The 16,094-nt window shown below is 50.6% G+C and carries 13 protein-coding genes; 4 read left to right on the forward strand and 9 right to left on the reverse strand.

Going from position 1 to position 16,094, the window contains the following annotated elements:
- Position 1: 1 nt before the first annotated feature.
- The 7 genes from C9I98_RS16540 to xdhA form a co-directional block, all read right to left on the reverse strand.
- The gene (locus tag C9I98_RS16540) at positions 2-307 is read right to left on the reverse strand and encodes a hypothetical protein (protein ID WP_036816890.1); all 306 of its coding nucleotides are present in this window, start codon (positions 305-307) and stop codon (positions 2-4) included.
- On the reverse strand, positions 308-1,006 hold the full coding sequence (locus C9I98_RS16545) for a PD-(D/E)XK nuclease family protein (RefSeq protein WP_036816893.1): 699 nt from the start codon (positions 1,004-1,006) through the stop codon (positions 308-310).
- A 186-nt stretch (positions 1,007-1,192) separates the two neighbouring features.
- Positions 1,193-1,519, reverse strand: coding sequence for a hypothetical protein (locus C9I98_RS16550; protein ID WP_036816895.1), 327 nt, complete (start codon positions 1,517-1,519; stop codon positions 1,193-1,195).
- Between the two features lie 14 nt (positions 1,520-1,533).
- Positions 1,534-2,889: a guanine deaminase gene (gene guaD, locus C9I98_RS16555; protein WP_036816897.1), complete on the reverse strand. Its 1,356-nt coding sequence runs from the start codon at positions 2,887-2,889 to the stop codon at positions 1,534-1,536.
- 47 nt (positions 2,890-2,936) lie between these two features.
- Entirely contained in the window at positions 2,937-3,782 is an 846-nt protein-coding gene (gene xdhC, locus C9I98_RS16560) for a xanthine dehydrogenase accessory protein XdhC (RefSeq protein WP_036816901.1), read from the reverse strand.
- A gap of 72 nt (positions 3,783-3,854) precedes the next feature.
- The gene (xdhB, locus tag C9I98_RS16565) at positions 3,855-6,254 is read right to left on the reverse strand and encodes a xanthine dehydrogenase molybdopterin binding subunit (protein WP_036816903.1); all 2,400 of its coding nucleotides are present in this window, start codon (positions 6,252-6,254) and stop codon (positions 3,855-3,857) included.
- Positions 6,247-7,707 (reverse strand): xanthine dehydrogenase small subunit, encoded by a 1,461-nt coding sequence (gene xdhA / locus C9I98_RS16570; protein WP_036816904.1) that lies wholly within the window; start codon positions 7,705-7,707, stop codon positions 6,247-6,249. Before xdhA ends, xdhB begins: the two co-directional genes overlap by 8 nt.
- 51 nt (positions 7,708-7,758) lie before the next feature.
- Between xdhA and C9I98_RS16575 the strand changes: the two genes are divergently transcribed.
- Positions 7,759-8,016: a hypothetical protein gene (locus tag C9I98_RS16575; RefSeq protein WP_036816905.1), complete on the forward strand. Its 258-nt coding sequence runs from the start codon at positions 7,759-7,761 to the stop codon at positions 8,014-8,016.
- 134 nt (positions 8,017-8,150) lie between these two features.
- Here the strand turns inward: C9I98_RS16575 and C9I98_RS16580 are convergent, their stop codons facing one another.
- Positions 8,151-8,885, reverse strand: coding sequence for a GntR family transcriptional regulator (locus C9I98_RS16580; RefSeq protein ID WP_107272224.1), 735 nt, complete (start codon positions 8,883-8,885; stop codon positions 8,151-8,153).
- Positions 8,886-8,984: 99 nt separating this feature from the next.
- Positions 8,985-11,669: a nitrate reductase gene (locus C9I98_RS16585; protein ID WP_036818380.1), complete on the reverse strand. Its 2,685-nt coding sequence runs from the start codon at positions 11,667-11,669 to the stop codon at positions 8,985-8,987.
- Between the two features lie 433 nt (positions 11,670-12,102).
- Between C9I98_RS16585 and cobA the strand changes: the two genes are divergently transcribed.
- From cobA to nirD, 3 genes are read left to right on the forward strand one after another with little or no spacing between them, the layout of a single operon-like run.
- A complete protein-coding gene (gene cobA / locus C9I98_RS16590) occupies positions 12,103-13,005 on the forward strand; it encodes a uroporphyrinogen-III C-methyltransferase (protein ID WP_081878865.1) in 903 nt (300 codons plus the stop codon).
- Positions 13,006-13,014: 9 nt separating this feature from the next.
- Entirely contained in the window at positions 13,015-15,630 is a 2,616-nt protein-coding gene (gene nirB, locus C9I98_RS16595) for a nitrite reductase large subunit NirB (protein WP_107272225.1), read from the forward strand.
- Between the two features lie 10 nt (positions 15,631-15,640).
- Positions 15,641-15,976: a nitrite reductase small subunit NirD gene (gene nirD, locus C9I98_RS16600; RefSeq protein WP_036820785.1), complete on the forward strand. Its 336-nt coding sequence runs from the start codon at positions 15,641-15,643 to the stop codon at positions 15,974-15,976.
- Positions 15,977-16,094: the final 118 nt, after the last annotated feature.

Raw genomic sequence — 16,094 nt, forward strand, 5'->3', positions numbered from 1 at the left:
ACTACTCTTCCAGCTCAGATTCAGGTTCCCAGAAAAATGAGATCTGTTCATTCCATTTTTCAACATTATCCCAACTAGATTCAAAGTTGACCCGCCATGCGAAGGGGTAGTTTCTATAACTGGAAGAGGTGAGTTTAATTTCCTCGATACCATTTGGTTGGTGGGAATTAGACGGTTTAGATTTAGTAACGATGATCAGCTCAGCTGCTCGATCACTTTGATGCTCTTTGGCAATAACATGCTGAGGGACAAAGCCAAACCATGCGTATTCGCTTGAAGCCTCTTTGGGATAGAAGTAGTAACCCATCTATTCGTTACTACAACCGACCCGGCTATTTGGGTTTGGGAAAAAGTTCCAAATTTTCGCCAACAGTTCGTATTGTAGTGTTGAGCCTTTATCAGGGAAGTTACTTCTAAAATGAGGATGCTTTTTTCTGTAATCGGCTAAAAAGCTAAATTGAGCATCGATATAGCGAATAAACTCTCGAAGTACCATATCAACTAACGGGTTAGATAAGGTGTCTATTTCCTTAAAGGCTGAGATGAGCTTCTGCCATGTGATGACTCTGACATTTTCTAATTGTTTGGCTTTACCCCTAGCTTCTACTGCTCGGCTTGCAGGGCAAAGGATGAAGAGTAAGGGGTGGACTTCGCTATTGTTGATATTTTTGAGGTTAATTGAGACTTCCTTTAAGGTCTCTAGGTATTTTTCAGGCTGGTTTTGTTGAAAGCTAGCCCAAAATTTATTTTCAATTCCAACGACAGCGTTATCTAACTGTAACAGTAAGTCTATTCGCCCATTCCCAAACGCTTTATGTGATGTAGTGTACTCAGTTGTTGATGAAAAATGGCGATAACAGGATAGGTAACCAGTAGGAGAGACATCAGAAAGCAGTGAGATGAATTCCGTTCTGACTTCTAATGAGTTCAAAAGTAAATAGTTGAGTAGTGCTGAGCTTAAATCTTCACCGGCTAAGCCTTCAATTTCGGAAAAAATATTTAGCATGGGTTTTATGTGTCGCCATTGTCGATAAATTAAAATTATACAGATGAAGACTTAAATTAAAGTCCCTTCCATTAGCTTCATGACTCAGAACAAAAAAAGCCCCGGTTTTCACCGGGGTAATGTCAAACACAACACAAACGATTCAAAGGATTTCTAGGAGTAAACACCGACTTCCGCAGAAGTCGTTTAACGTGGGTAAATGGTTTGGCGGCCGCAGCCTGAGCAAACGCCGTGCTGAATACGTAGTTCGCAGTCTTCGGTTGTCGGTGTGCCGTGCGGGCAGTCGTCATCGACACCAGCGACATGGTCGAGGCTAAACTGACCAAGGCGGGCATCACCGCGTGGGTCGAGCTCACCGTGCAGGCCGAAGCCATCGCTACTCTTTACGCCATTGAGCAAGCGGTTTAGCTCAGGGGCAAACATGTCGGCAAAGCGTGGGTCGGCCTCAACGAGCTCGGTCATGCGTTGCAATACGGTGGTGACTCGGGTTTGCGGATTTTTGTTATTTGCCATATCGGGTCTCCTGCTTAGCCAGCAAGTTGGTGAATGTTATTGTTGTCTTGAGCGTTGTCGTTGCCTGCTATATCGTAGGCTTTGTCACCAAAGATATAGGTTTGGCAGACCGTCCGGTCATCACCCAAGCTCATCAGTACGAACAGCTTTTCTTCCAAGGTCTTGGCTTGCTTCATCCGAAAGCGCATCAGTTGGGTGGCATGCAGATCAAGCACGACAAAATCTGCTTCTTTGCCTATGGCCAAATTGCCGATTTTGTCATCGAGGCGCAGTGCCCGTGCTCCGCCAAGCGTGGCAAGGAACAGCGACTTGAGCGGATGCAGTTTCTCTTGCTGAAGTTGCATGATTTTGTAGGCTTCGCTCATGGTCTGTAGGATCGAGAAGCTGGTACCCGCCCCGACATCGGTACCCATACCGACGTTAACCTTGAATTTTTCCATCTTCGGTAGGTTGAACAAACCAGAGCCGAGGAATAGGTTCGAGGTTGGGCAGAACGCAATGGCCGATCCGGTATCTGATAGCCGTTGGCACTCGCAGTCCGACAGGTGGATACCATGGGCGAACACCGAGCGGTCGTGCAGCAAGCCGAAATGATCGTAGACATCGAGGTAGCTTTCCCGCTCTGGGAAGAGTTCCAGTACCCATTCAATCTCTTTCTTGTTTTCCGATAAATGGGTGTGCATATACACATCCGGGTATTCTTTTAGCAGTTTACCCACGGTAGCCAGCTGCTCGTCGGTGCTGGTTGGGGCAAAGCGCGGGGTAACGGCATAAAGTAGGCGACCACGGTTATGCCAACGCTCGATCAGGGCCTTTGATTCTTCATAGCCTGACTCGGGTGTATCGGTCAGGTAGTCCGGCGCGTTGCGATCCATGAGCACCTTGCCGGCAATCATACGCAGGTTGCGCTTTTCCGCTTCTTGGAAAAAGACGTCGACCGATTCTTTATGAACCGTGCCAAACACCAAGGCGGTGGTGGTGCCGTTGCTCGCCAGCTCGTTTAAAAACAGTGAGGCAACCTGCTGGGCATAAATCGGGTTTTTGAACCGCAGCTCTTCAGGAAAGGTGTAGTTCTCCAGCCAGTCGAGCAGTTGCTCGCCGTAAGACGCTATCATCCCTGTTTGCGGGTAGTGGATGTGGGTATCGATAAAGCCCGAGGTGATCAGCTTGTTCTCGAAAGTCTCTATTGCAACGGACTGGGGCAGCCTTGCCAATACGTCATCGGCATTCCCGATATCAACGATATGGCCATCTTCAACTACCATGATGCCGTCTTCAAAATATTGGTATGAATCTTCAAGCCCGACATCCTTTGGGTCGGCCACGCTATGTAAAATGGCAGAGCGGTAGGCCTTGCGTTGTGCTGTCATTGTTCGTTCCTTGTGTGCTCACTTGTTGCTTGGTTCAGCAATGGTGCTTATTCATTTGCCTGCTCGTGTGCTGCGTTCTCAGCACGGCGCGCGGTTTGGTCTGGGCGCTTTTGCTCCAAGGTTTCGCCCTGATAGTGGGCGATCAACTCACCTGCGACCGATACGGCTATTTCGGCCGGGTGCTTGCCTTTCACCGCGCCGATGCCAATAGGGCAGGTCATGGTATTGATTGCAGCCTGATCGTAGCCGCGTTGGCTTAGTCGATAATCGAACTTCTTGCGCTTGGTTAGCGAGCCGATCATGCCGAAGTAGGCGCTGTCACCTTTATCCAAAATTGCCCGTGCCAAGTCGAAATCAAGTTGGTGGTTATGGGTCATGACCAAGTAGTAGCTGTTGGCTGGCATATGGCGGACCTCGCCAACAGGATCATCGGATACCAATTGAGTGACGCCGGCAGGCAGCTGCTCGGGGAATTCATTTTCCCGCTCGTCGATCCACGTTACCTTGAAAGGCAAGGTTGAAACAATATGCAACAATGCCTTGGCAACATGCCCGGCTCCAAACAGCACCAGATGATTTTGTTGCTGGCCAATGGGCTCGAAGCTCAGGGTTGCCGAGCCGCCGCAACACTGGCCGAGTCGTGCGCCGAGATTGAATTGTTCAACTTTCAGGTGGCGATCGCCGATCAGCAGCATCTCCCGAGCCATCTTGGTCGCAAGGTGCTCGAGGTGCCCGCCACCAATGGTGGCGACAATGCTATCCCGCGTAACCAGCATTTTGGTTCCGGCATCTCGGGGGACTGATCCTTTATCTTCCAGCACTGTAACCATGACACAGGCTTCGCCTTTTTCTTCCAGCTTGGCCAATTCGCGTATCCAGTTATCATTGAACATCATCTACTCCTTAATGTTTTCAGCGCAATTCATCAACCCAATGCCAACCGTCATTGGTATAAGTTGTTAGTATTACTCGGCTTGCTCAGTGATTTTGTGATCATCTTCCGCTTGGTTGAAAGAAGGCTGTACCGCCTGAATTGCCATCAATACACGCTCCGGGGTCGCCGGGGTATCCAATTTCGGGATCTGGCCTTGTTCAGCAACCGAAGCAATAGCATCGCGAAGCGCGCTCCATACCGACATACCCAGCATAAACGGCGGCTCACCAACCGCTTTCGAGTTGAAAACGGTATCTTCCGGGTTGCTGCGGTTTTGGAGCAAATGGGTACGAAAATCTATCGGCATGTCGGCAATGGCTGGGATCTTGTAGCTTGCCGGGCCGTTGGTCATCAAGCGGCCTTGCTCGTTCCAGATCAGCTCCTCGGTTGTTAGCCAACCCACACCCTGGATGAAGCCGCCTTCAATCTGGCCGATATCAATAGCCGGGTTTAGCGATGCGCCAACATCATGAAGGATGTCTGCACGCAGGATCTTGTATTCACCGGTTAGGGTATCGACAATCACTTCCGAGCAAGATGCGCCGTAGGCGTAGTAGTAGAACGGGCGACCCTTGGCTTGCTGGTGGTCGTAATAAATCTTCGGCGTACGGTAGAAACCGGTGCTAGAGAGCGAAACTTGGTTGAAGTAAGCCTGCTGGATAAAATCTTCGAACGGGATCAGCTTCTCGCGGATCATCACCATGCCGTTTTTGAACACCACATCTTCCGGGCTGACACCATAGTGGCTGCTGCCAAACTCGACCAAGCGGCGCTTGATGGTTTGGGCGGCATTTTGTGCTGCCTTACCGTTCAGGTCGGTGCCGGACGAGGCCGCCGTTGGCGAGGTGTTAGGTACCTTGTCGGTATTGGTTGCGGTGATCTGGATGCGGCTGATATCAACTTGGAACTCTTCTGCCACGATCTGCGCGACTTTGGTATTCAAGCCCTGACCCATTTCGGTGCCACCGTGGTTTAGGTGGATACTGCCATCGGTGTAGATATGGACAAGGGCACCGGCTTGGTTCAAGAAGGTGGCGGTAAAGGAAATACCAAACTTAACCGGGGTGATCGCCAAGCCTTTTTTCAGGATCGGGCTGGTGGCATTGAATTCGGCAATTTCTTTGCGGCGATGGTGATAGTCGCTGCTGGCTTCCAATTGCTCGGTGATCTCCGGCAGGAAGTTGTCTTCTACTGTCTGGTAGTAGTGGGTCACGTTACGGTCTTCTTGGCCGTAGTAGTTACGCTTACGTACTTCCAGCGGATCTTTGTTCAGGTAAAGCGCAATCTCATCCATGATGTGTTCAATGGTCATCATCCCCTGCGGGCCACCAAATCCGCGGTAGGCGGTATTCGATGCGGTATTGGTTTTACAGCGGTGGCCTGTCACCGTGGCGTCGCCAAGGTAGTAGGCATTGTCAGAGTGGAACATGGCACGATCGACAATTGAGCTCGATAGATCCGGTGAGTAGCCACAGTTGCCCGTTACTGTAATATCAATGCCTTGGATTCGGCCGGTATCATCAAAGCCAACCTTGTACTGGTTGTAGAACGGGTGACGCTTACCGGTCGAGGTCATGTCTTCGTTACGCAGCAAGCGCATTTTCGCTGGACGACCCGTTAGGTGGGCAATAACAGCTGAAAGGCATGCAGGTGAAGCCGCTTGGGTTTCCTTGCCGCCAAAACCACCGCCCATGCGGCGCATGTCGATCATGACCTTGTGCATAGGGACACCCAGCACTTCGGCCACCAGCTTTTGTACTTCAGTCGGGTTCTGGGTTGAGGTGTAGACAATCATGCCGCCGTCTTCGGTCGGCACCACGCTACTGGTTTGGGTTTCAAGATAGAAATGCTCCTGGCCACCGATTTCGATATCGCCTTCCAGGACATGTTTTGCCTTGGCTAGCGCATCGGCGGAGTTGCCGCGCTGCTGGCGGTGGCTGTCGGTGACAAACAGCTTTTTCGCCAGCGCTTCTTTAACGTCCAGTACGGCTGGCAGGGGCTCATACTCGATAATGGCTGCATGTGCTGCCTTGCGGGCGGTTTCCAGATCACTGGCGGCCACGGCAATCACGGGCTGGCCGTAGTATTCCACCTTGCCATCGGCAAGCAGGGGATCACCCGGTAGGATGGCACCGATATCAAGTTGTCCCGGTACATCTTCACTGGTGATAGCAATGGCCACGCCGTCGAATTCGTAACATGGGCTAACGTCGATATGGCTGATGTTGGCGTGGGCCTGGGTACTTAGGCGCGCGTAAACGTGCAATTGGTTTGGGAACTCCAGGCGATCATCAATATAGACTGCCTCGCCGGTCACTTGCTTTGCCGCACTGTCATGCTTGACGCTTTTTCCAACACCGGTTTTTAGATCTTGTTTTGCGATGGCAACCATCTCTTCGTGGCTCATTGCCGCTTTGTGTGGATTAGACATAAGACGTTACCCTCGTTTGGATCGTGTTGTTGGTGTTTTGCTGTTCGATGAAGTAGCGGTGGAGCATGTTGGCCGCGGTGAGGGTGCGGTACTCCTTGCTGGCCCTGAAATCGGAAAGCGGCTCAAAGTCATTGCTCAGTGCTGCCATGGCAGCTTTGACTGTCGACAGGTTCCACGGTTGGCCAAGTAGGGTTTGCTCACACTGGCTCGCGCGCTTAGGTGTTGCCGCCATGCCACCGAAAGCAATTCTGGCTTGGGTCACAATGCCGTTGTCAATGCTGATATTGAATGCACCGCACACTGCCGAAATATCGTCATCCAGGCGCTTCGACAGTTTGTAAGCCCGGAATGCTGGGGCTTTATCGTTCGTCGACTTAGGCTTGGGAATGATGATCTTCTCGATAAACTCAGAAGGTTGCTGTGCCGTTACCTTGTAGCTAATGAAGTAATCTTCAAGCGGGATGATGCGGGTATGCTCGCCACGGCGAAGCTTAATACTGGCATCCAAGGCAATAAGAAGTGGCGGCGCATCGCCAATAGGAGACGCATTGGCAATGTTGCCGCCGAGGGTTCCCTGATTTCGAACTTGCAGCGAGGCAAAGCGATGCAGCAGTTCACCAAAATCTGGATAGTAGTGATGCAGGGTGTTGTAACTGTCGCTAATTGGTCGGTTGGCGCCAATCACGATGCTATCGCCTGCCGTGTCACACACCTTCATGTCATCGACCAAGTTCACGCTGATCAAGGTTTTGATTTCGCGGTGGAATTGGGTGACTTCCAATGCTAAGTCTGTGCCGCCAGCCACCAGTTTGGCTTCCGGGTGCTCAAGCAGTAGATCGGCTAGTTCAGCTGTTGTTGTAGGCGAGAAACTGGTTAGGTCGCCAAGGGCCAATGTTGCAGGTTGGCCAGCGATGGATTCCAGTTTGCTAATGGTTTGCTGCTCAAGTTCGGCAAACTGATCAAGCAAAGGTTTTTCGGTTGATAGCGAAAGGGCGGCATCAACAATGGGGCGGTAGCCAGTACAGCGGCATAGGTTACCGGCAAGCGACTCCATAACATCGGCTTTGCTGGCGTTAGGGGTGTTTTTGCCTAACGCAAACATCGACATGATAAATCCAGGGGTGCAGTAACCGCACTGGGAGCCATGGAAATCGACAACGGCTTGCTGGACCGGATGTAGGGAGCGGTCCTTGTTTTGTAAGTCTTCAACAGTGATAAGTTGTTTTCCGTGTAGGGCGGAAACAAACGTCAGGCATGAGTTAACAGAGCGATAGCGAAGCTCGCCATCGACTAATTCACCCAAGACAACGGTGCATGCACCGCAGTCGCCTGAGCCACAACCTTCTTTTGTGCCGGTTTTATTGATTTTGGTTCGCAGGTAATTAAGCACTGTCATGTTGGGAGACAGATCTTTTTCTTGTTTTATTTCCTGATTCAGTAAGAACGTAATCAAGCGACCTCCTCGTTGTCGATTCGAATAATTTTCTGACCTTTGGGTCAATAATTGTTCATCTTGACCCTTTGGTCAACTATTTTGTTACAAGTGCGCAACATTGGTTTTCGTGATGTGTTTTTTGCCTTGTTTAAGATCAATGGGTTATCCTTTGTGTGGCTTGTGATTGAAATGTTAAATTGTGGGCTGGCTATAAAAGCAATGAAATGTGGCTATGGTGGTGGTTTGGTGTTTTTTATGCTGGATTTTTGGTGGGTGGTGGTGGTATTGGTTGCTTTAATTGACGCTAACGGTGCAATACTTTGCTAGGGCTGGCTAAATTCTGAGCAGTTATTTTTCGATAAATATAATAAAAATCAATGAGTTGAATGTTGTTGACAATTTTATTGTTATTTTGTGTACACAATAAAATGAAAAGCCGCAGGTTTGCGGCTTCGGGGAGGTTAGCTTTTTTGCTTGATCACATTGGAGAAAACGACATGGAGATCATTGGACGCGTCTTCCGCATCAAGGTTTAGCTTTGAGCGTATATGGCTGAGGTGTTCAACCATCAAGGTGTGGGCCTTGGCCTTGTCACCCGCCTCGATAGCATCAAGCAAAACGGTGTGTTCATCAAGGGAGCAATTTGATTGATGGCCTGATTCAAACTGAGCAATGAGCAGTGAGGTTTGGGACACCAAGCTGCGCTGGAAAGTGAGCATTGGCGCATTGTTGGCCATCTCTGCCATCTTGAGGTGGAACTCCCCCGAAAGGCGAATTCCGCGGCCTAGATCTTCTAAGGCGTAGGCGGCAGACTCTTCCTCGACAAGTTTCCGGCATTCCTTGATTTGCTCTGGGGTGGCATTTTCAACCGCCAATTCTGTAATTGCCAACTCCAGAATTTCGCGCGCTTTGAAAATTTGCTTGGCTTCTTCGACGGTTGGCTCTGCCACGATAGCCCCGCGGTTAGGGCGAATGACCACAACTTGCTCGAGGGATAGGCGCAGTAAGGCACGGCGGATAATGGTTCGGCTTACACCAAATATTTCAGCCAGCGCCTCTTCGTTGAGTTTGGTACCAGGAGGAAGCCGTTGTTCAAGAATGGCATCGAAAATATGGCAATAGACGATATCGTCCTGTGTCTGGTTGGGAGACTTGGGCTTACTCTTTTTTCGCACCGACTTATTAAGACTAGTCATGCTGACGCAAAATCCTCTTTCGCCTGTAAAAACATATAAACCTATTATGGCTTTTGAAGGCAAATAATACCGGATTTTGTATACAATTTTCTAGCTACGTCATGTTTTTGACTGCACTGTTGCGGATTGTTCAACGAGGTCTTGAATTTCAACCAAACAGTTCCCGCAACCAGAGCCAGCTTGGGTGCAATGGGTGACCTGCTCTGCCGAGGTTAATCGTTGCTGCTCGATGGCTTGCCGAATGGCTTTTTCACCCACATTTTTACACACGCATACCAGTCGGCCGGTGGCACTGCCTGGGTCTGTTTTGCCAGTGAACAGCGATTGGACCAATCCGTCAGCCAGCGGGCGATTGAGTATGGTGAACAGGTACTCGGTGTCTTGCCCGTTGAGGTTATCGGCAACCACCATGGCTGCGGTAACTTTGCCGTTAGCCAAGTGGGCGAAACGGTGTTGCTCACTATGGTTGATGCTGATGAGTTGCGAGCTAGCAATGTGCTTGATTAAGCTTTGCAGTTGCTCGCCCAGTTGGCTGGGAGTAAGGGCTGAGGTGATGCGGTACAACAGCCCTCGGTTAATGGTTTGCTTGGTCCAGAATGAGCCGGCTAGCCGGTTTAGCTGCTTGCTATCAATGGCGCTGTCGACAACAAGCTGCGCCTCGCTTTGCTGCCAAAATGGCGAGATGGCAACTGGGGTGTGCTTAAACTCAGGTTGGCCCGAGATAGGGTCGGTATCGGGGCTGATCAGCGCCGTGACCTTGCCCATATTGGTGTTGTTGTCGCTCCAGTGAAACGCAGTGAACAGGTTGCCCTTTTTGACGTTTTGCCCGATGTTCACCCGAAAGTAAGCTTGGCCTTGTTGGTTGTGCAATTGTGCTATATCACCGCAATTTAGCTGACTTTTGCTGGCATCTTCTAGGGAGATCGTGACAGTTGGCTCGCTGGTGTGCTCCGACAACCGTGGTGATAGTCCTGTACGAGTCATGGTATGCCAGTGATCGCGGAAGCGTCCGGTATTGAGCAGCAATGGGTAACTACGACTTGGTTGGTTGATAGCTGGCCTGAAAGGACAGGCGATGAATTGGGCCTTGCCGGATGGGGTGGCAAATTGCCCGTCTGATAACAGGCGTGGTGATGGCTGGTCGAGTGTTTTGACTGGCCATTGCTGCGGCTTTAATTGATGGTATTGCTCGGTGGTTAATTGGCCTAGCCCCGATAGGTTCAGCAACCGTGAGTTGGCGCCGCTGTTGCCGAGTGTTGTTAGTTGGCAATATTCCTGGAAAATGTCAGCTTCATGCTGATACTGGAAGGCTTCCACGAAGCCCATTCTCTTTGCGACTTCGCTGATGATCCACCAATCGGGCTTTCCTTCTCCCGGGGTTGGCAACAGGCGCCGCTGGCGTGAAATACGTCGCTCCGAGTTGGTTACCGTACCCGATTTCTCGCTCCAACCTTGGGCGGGTAGTTTTACATGGGCGTGGCGCAGGGTATCGTTGTCAGCCATACAATCAGACACCACCACCAAGGGGCACTGGTTGAGAATACGGTTGATCCGCTGGTTATCAGGCAGGCTTACGGCCGGGTTGGTCGCCATCACCCACACTGCCTTAATCTCACCTTGCTCAGTGGCCTCGAACATGTCCATGGCCTTGCGACCGGGCTCTTTCGCCAATGTCTCGGTTTGCCAGAATTGGCTGATCAGCTCATGGTGCGCCGGGTGGCCAAAATCCATATGGCTTGCCAGCATATTGGCCAGCCCGCCGACTTCACGCCCTCCCATGGCATTGGGTTGGCCGGTGACTGAAAAAGGGGTACTTCCCGGTAGGCCAATTCGACCGGTGGCAAGGTGGCAGTTGATAATACTGTTCACCTTGTTGGTGCCGCTGGTGGATTGGTTGATGCCTTGGGAATAGATAGTCACGGTTTTATCGTGCTCGGCGAAGAGTTGGTAGAAGGCCACGATTTGTTCGGCGGATAGCCCGGTTTCGACTTCGATATTCTCTATCGAAGAAAACTCTTCAGCCATAGCAAGGGCAAGGTCTAGCCCTTCGGTATGGTTGTTAATGTATGCTTGGTTGAGCTGATCGTGGGTGTTGAGGTAGGCGAGTAAGCCATTGAAAAGGGCAACATCGCTGCCGGAGTTGAGTGGCAAGTGCAGGTCGGCAATATCGCAACTGGCCGTTTTCCTGGGGTCGATAACCACCACTTTGGTGTTGTGTTTCGCTTTGGCGGCTTTTAGGCGCTGGAACAACACCGGGTGGCACCAAGCCAAATTGGAACCTGTTAATATCACCAGCTCCGCTTGCTCTATATCTTCATAGCAGCCAGGGACGATATCGGCCCCAAAGGCGCGTTTGTGCCCTGCAACCGATGAAGACATACATAGTCTTGAGTTGGTGTCGATATTGCTACTGCCGATGAAGCCTTTCATCAGCTTATTCGCCACATAGTAATCTTCGGTGAGCAGCTGGCCGGAGACATAAAATGCGACAGCATGGCGACCGTGCTCTTTAATGATTTGGTTAAATTGCTTGGCGACAAAATCCAGCGCATGCGACCAATCACAGCTTTTGCCATAGACGGAAGGGCTAAGTAGTCGCCCTTCATGGCCGACCGTTTCCCCAAGGGCTAAACCTTTGGTACACAGTTTGCCGAAATTGGCCGGGTGCTCAGCGTCACCGCGAATATCCAGTGTGCCTTGCTTATTGGCTTTGGCTTCGATGCCGCAACCAACGCCGCAATAGGCGCAAGTTGTCTTAATCCATTTCTCTGTGCTGTTCTTCATCGCCGCCTCTTCTTTCAATCTATTTAGCTTTGCTGGCTATTCCTTTTATCTGTGAATGAATATGGCAATAACCGCGCCAACTCTTTTTTCACTGCGGATCCGCTAAACAGATAGAGAAAAAAAGGTATCAAGCCCTGTTGGTGGTATTTTATTTTGCTTGTACTACTTTGTAGGTACTTGTTGTGGTGTTTTGTCTTGTTTATGCGTCGAAATTGGTGCAATTGGCTGTTTTATTGCACGGCTTGAGTGCAAGTCTCAGCGAATCCGGCCAACAGCCACTAACTGGCGAATACTTGATTGATGATTTTTAAGCTATTTAAAAACAATGGGTTGTGTTGGTTTGGGCTTGGGTTTCCCGCGAGGTGGCATTGTCTTTGCTCTGGTCTAGCCAGAGTGATTAACAGCGTACACGGAAAGTACCAGTGAGGATGCAATGCCCAAAGTAGCTGAAAACTTAATTGATGAAAGTATTAAACGGCACGCCAATGCGAATGCTAATACGAGTGTAAACGCGAAAGTACCTACCAATGATAGCGAGATAATTAACCTTTCCCTGCGTAAAGAGGGTAAAGGCCGGGTGAGCTTGGTCGGGGCTGGGCCGGGTGATCCTATGCTATTGACCTTGAAAGCGCTGCAAGCTATCGAGCAGGCGGATGTCATTGTTTATGACCGCTTGGTTAGCGCAGAGATCTGTCGCCTTTTTCCCAAATCAACCAAAGCCATTTATGTCGGTAAGGCTAAGGGCGAGCACAGTGTTGGCCAGGACGAGATAAACCAAATATTGTTGGCTCATGCGCAAATGGGCTTGGCCGTTTGCCGGCTGAAAGGGGGCGATAGCTTTGTCTTTGGCCGTGGCAGCGAAGAAATGTTGCTACTCAAAACCCACGGCATTGATGTCGATGTGGTACCGGGGATCACCGCGGGGGCTGGCTGCAGTGCCTATGCCGGAATTCCCCTTACTCACCGCGGGATGGCGCAGGGGTGTACCTTTGTTACCGCCCATGCCGAAAAGCAACTTGAGCTCAACTGGCAGGCATTGGCATCGCTTCAACATACCTTGGTGTTTTACATGGGGCTCACCAAGGCAGCGTTGATCACCCAGCGCTTGGTTGCGGCGGGGATGCCCGATGATACCCCCGTGGCTTTGATAGAAAACGGCTGCTGCCCGGAGCAACGATTAGTGACCGGTGAGCTTGGTGTGTTAGCGGATCTTGTTGAGCAGCACCAAGTGGCCTCACCTGCCTTGATAGTCGTTGGCGAGGTGGTCTCACTAGCCGAACAGTTGCAATGGCTGGTGACGGAAGCACAACAACAGAAAGCAAAGATGTCGGCTTAGGGGGTGAGCATGAATAAACAAGAGAATGATAAGTACTTAGCTGAAAAACAGCGTGTGGTAGTGGTCGGCAACGGTATGGTTGGGCACAAGTTCATAGAAGATATGCTAGCCAACGGTGCGGATGAAAAGTATCAGGTGATCACCTTTTCCGAAGAATCGAGGCTGGCCTATGACAGGGTGCAGTTGAGCCATTATTTTAGCGGGAAAACGGCAGATGATCTGGCCTTAACCGATGAAGCTTATTATCAGCAACATGGCATCGACTATGTGTTGAATGAGCAGGTGACGCTAATCGATCCCCCTAACAAAGTCGTGGTGACGGCCAGCGGGCGGCAAGAGCCTTATGACAAATTAGTGTTAGCAACGGGCTCTTACCCGTTCGTTCCGCCTATTCCGGGTAAGGAGCAACGTCATTGCCATGTCTACCGTACCATTGATGATTTGGAAGCCATTGAGCAATCAGGCAGCCAAAGCGAAGTGGGGGTGGTGATTGGTGGTGGGTTGTTGGGGCTAGAGGCGGCAAATGCCCTTAAGAATATGGGGTTGGAAACCCATGTGGTCGAGTTTGCGCCTCGGTTGATGGCAGTGCAACTTGACCAAGGTGGCGGTGCTTTATTGGCAAGAAAAATTGAAGCGCTGGGGGTATCGGTTCATACCGAAAAGGCAACGACAGAAATTGTGGCGGGTGAGCACTGCCGTTACAAATTGAATTTTGCCGATGGGACTTGCTTGGAAACAGACATGATAGTCTTTTCGGCGGGGATCAGGCCGCAAGACGCATTGGCAAGAGAGTCGGGTATTGAGGTCGGCGAGCGTGGCGGTATCGTCATTGATGATAATTGCCAGACCAGCCTGCGCGATGTCTATGCGATAGGGGAATGTGCGCTGTGGCAAAATCGTATTTTTGGCTTGGTGGCGCCGGGCTACCAAATGGCCAAGGTGGTGGCACATCAACTGTGTGTTGATCCCGTAAGCGATCAGCGTGAAAGCCGCTTCCAGGGCGCTGACATGAGCACAAAGCTAAAGCTGCTTGGTGTTGATGTTGCCAGCATAGGTGATGCCCAAGGCACGATGGATGGTGCGCAGTCTTATACGTTTAGCGATGAAATCGAACAGGTTTACAAGCGGCTGATCATTTCTCCCGAAGGCGACAAGATCATCGGGGCCGTATTGGTGGGCGATGTTGATAGTTACAGCCAGCTTTTGCAAATAAAACTCAATGACTTGCCGCTGCCAGAAAATCCCGCGGTACTTATTTTGCCGCAATTGGCACAAGGTGATGCCGCATCGCCAGCGGGTGGCGTCGATGCGCTGCCTGACAGCGCGGCTGTTTGTTCATGCTATGACGTGACCAAGGGTGATATCCGCGATGCCGTAGCGAGTGGCTGCCAGACCATGGCAGATATCAAATCGGTCACCAAGGCATCGTCCGGTTGCGGGGGGTGTGCGGCATTTGCCAAGCAGATCATGGATGCCGAGTTGGCAGCGATGGGGGTTAGTGTTAACAATCACCTGTGTGAACACTTTGCTTATTCTCGCCAGGAGTTGGCCGATATTATTCGGGTGAAGCAAATCAAGACCTTCGATGAGCTATTGGATAGCCATGGTTCCGGGTTGGGTTGCGATATTTGTAAGCCGGCTGTGGGCTCTATTCTTGCGTCGTTTTGGAATGATTTCGTGCTGGCTGACAGTCACCTTGAGCTGCAAGATACCAACGATATTTTTCTCGGTAATATGCAAAAAGATGGCACCTATTCGGTGGTTCCGCGCATTCCCGGCGGCGAGATCACGCCAGATAAACTGATTGTATTAGGCGAAGTGGCCAAGGAATTCGACCTTTATACCAAAATCACCGGCGGTCAACGGGTTGATCTTTTCGGCGCGCAACTTCACGAGCTTCCCCTTATTTGGCGCAAGTTGGTTGATGCGGGTTTCGAGACCGGCCATGCCTACGGCAAATCGGTGAGGACGGTGAAGTCATGTGTCGGAAGTACCTGGTGTCGCTATGGGGTAGACGACAGTGTTGGCTTCGCAATTGATATTGAAAACCGATACAAGGGGCTACGAGCACCACATAAGCTGAAGTTTGCGGTTTCAGGCTGCACCCGAGAATGTGCCGAAGCCCAGTCGAAAGATATTGGGGTGATAGCCACAGAGAACGGTTGGAACCTTTATGTTTGCGGCAACGGAGGGATGCGCCCGCGCCATGCAGATTTGTTTGCCAGCGATATTGATGCGACGACACTGCTTGCCTATATCGACCGGATCTTGATGTTCTACATCCGCACGGCCGATCGCTTGCAGCGCACGTCAGTCTGGCTTGAAAACCTGGAAGGGGGGCTAGACTACCTCAAGCAAGTGGTTATCGACGATAAGCTTGGCTTAGCCAAAGAGCTGGAAAACGATATGGCGCATACCATTGGCCAATATCAGTGCGAATGGAAAACCACGTTGGGATCCCCTGAGAAACTCAAGCGCTTCAATCACTTTATTAATAGCGATAAACCTGATTTGGATCTTGCGTACCAGGTGGAACGTGGTCAGCGCTTGCCTGCAATCTTGAAGCAGCAGGCGGCGAATAGCCTGCAGATTGATATTGTCGATATAACAGAAAAGTCAGCGTGAGGTAATAACGATGGAACAGTGGCAAAGTGTGTGCCGTAAGGATGACTTGGTCAAAAATACCGGGGTCTGTGCACTGGTGGCAGGGCAACAAGTAGCGATATTTTATAGTGAACGTAACGATGCCCTATATGCTGTTGGCAACTATGATCCAATCGGTGGTGCGAATGTTATCTCGCGAGGAATGATAGGCTCGTTGGGCGAGGAGGTAGTAGTGGCGTCACCGTTATATAAGCAGCATTTCAACCTGACAACGGGACAGTGCCTTGAAGATCCTGAAATGGCGCTAAGTACCTACCCTGTCAGGTGTATTGATGGCGACGTGCAGCTAAGCATGAACGATGTCTAGATAAATAAATTTGGTTGTTTGAAATAAAAAGCATAGCTTAGGCTGTGCTTTTTTATTTTAGGTGTTATCTGGTCTATATTATAGCGTTATATGCAACATTGTTATTTTGCATCTTGTA

This window comes from Photobacterium sanctipauli (assembly GCF_003026495.1).
GTDB classification, from domain to species: Bacteria; Pseudomonadota; Gammaproteobacteria; order Enterobacterales; family Vibrionaceae; genus Photobacterium; species Photobacterium sanctipauli.

What these genes read in the sequence shown, in the direction of transcription:
- C9I98_RS16585 (WP_036818380.1), bottom strand. Translation starts at nt 11,669, where the DNA reads ATGAAGAACAGCACAGAGAAATGGATTAAGACAACTTGCGCCTATTGC.
- xdhB (WP_036816903.1), bottom strand. Translation starts at nt 6,254, where the DNA reads ATGTCTAATCCACACAAAGCGGCAATGAGCCACGAAGAGATGGTTGCC.
- C9I98_RS16580 (WP_107272224.1), bottom strand. Translation starts at nt 8,885, where the DNA reads ATGACTAGTCTTAATAAGTCGGTGCGAAAAAAGAGTAAGCCCAAGTCT.
- C9I98_RS16550 (WP_036816895.1), bottom strand. Translation starts at nt 1,519, where the DNA reads ATGGCAAATAACAAAAATCCGCAAACCCGAGTCACCACCGTATTGCAA.
- cobA (WP_081878865.1), top strand. Translation starts at nt 12,103, where the DNA reads ATGCCCAAAGTAGCTGAAAACTTAATTGATGAAAGTATTAAACGGCAC.
- guaD (WP_036816897.1), bottom strand. Translation starts at nt 2,889, where the DNA reads ATGACAGCACAACGCAAGGCCTACCGCTCTGCCATTTTACATAGCGTG.
- C9I98_RS16545 (WP_036816893.1), bottom strand. Translation starts at nt 1,006, where the DNA reads ATGCTAAATATTTTTTCCGAAATTGAAGGCTTAGCCGGTGAAGATTTA.
- xdhC (WP_036816901.1), bottom strand. Translation starts at nt 3,782, where the DNA reads ATGTTCAATGATAACTGGATACGCGAATTGGCCAAGCTGGAAGAAAAA.
- nirD (WP_036820785.1), top strand. Translation starts at nt 15,641, where the DNA reads ATGGAACAGTGGCAAAGTGTGTGCCGTAAGGATGACTTGGTCAAAAAT.
- C9I98_RS16540 (WP_036816890.1), bottom strand. Translation starts at nt 307, where the DNA reads ATGGGTTACTACTTCTATCCCAAAGAGGCTTCAAGCGAATACGCATGG.
- nirB (WP_107272225.1), top strand. Translation starts at nt 13,015, where the DNA reads ATGAATAAACAAGAGAATGATAAGTACTTAGCTGAAAAACAGCGTGTG.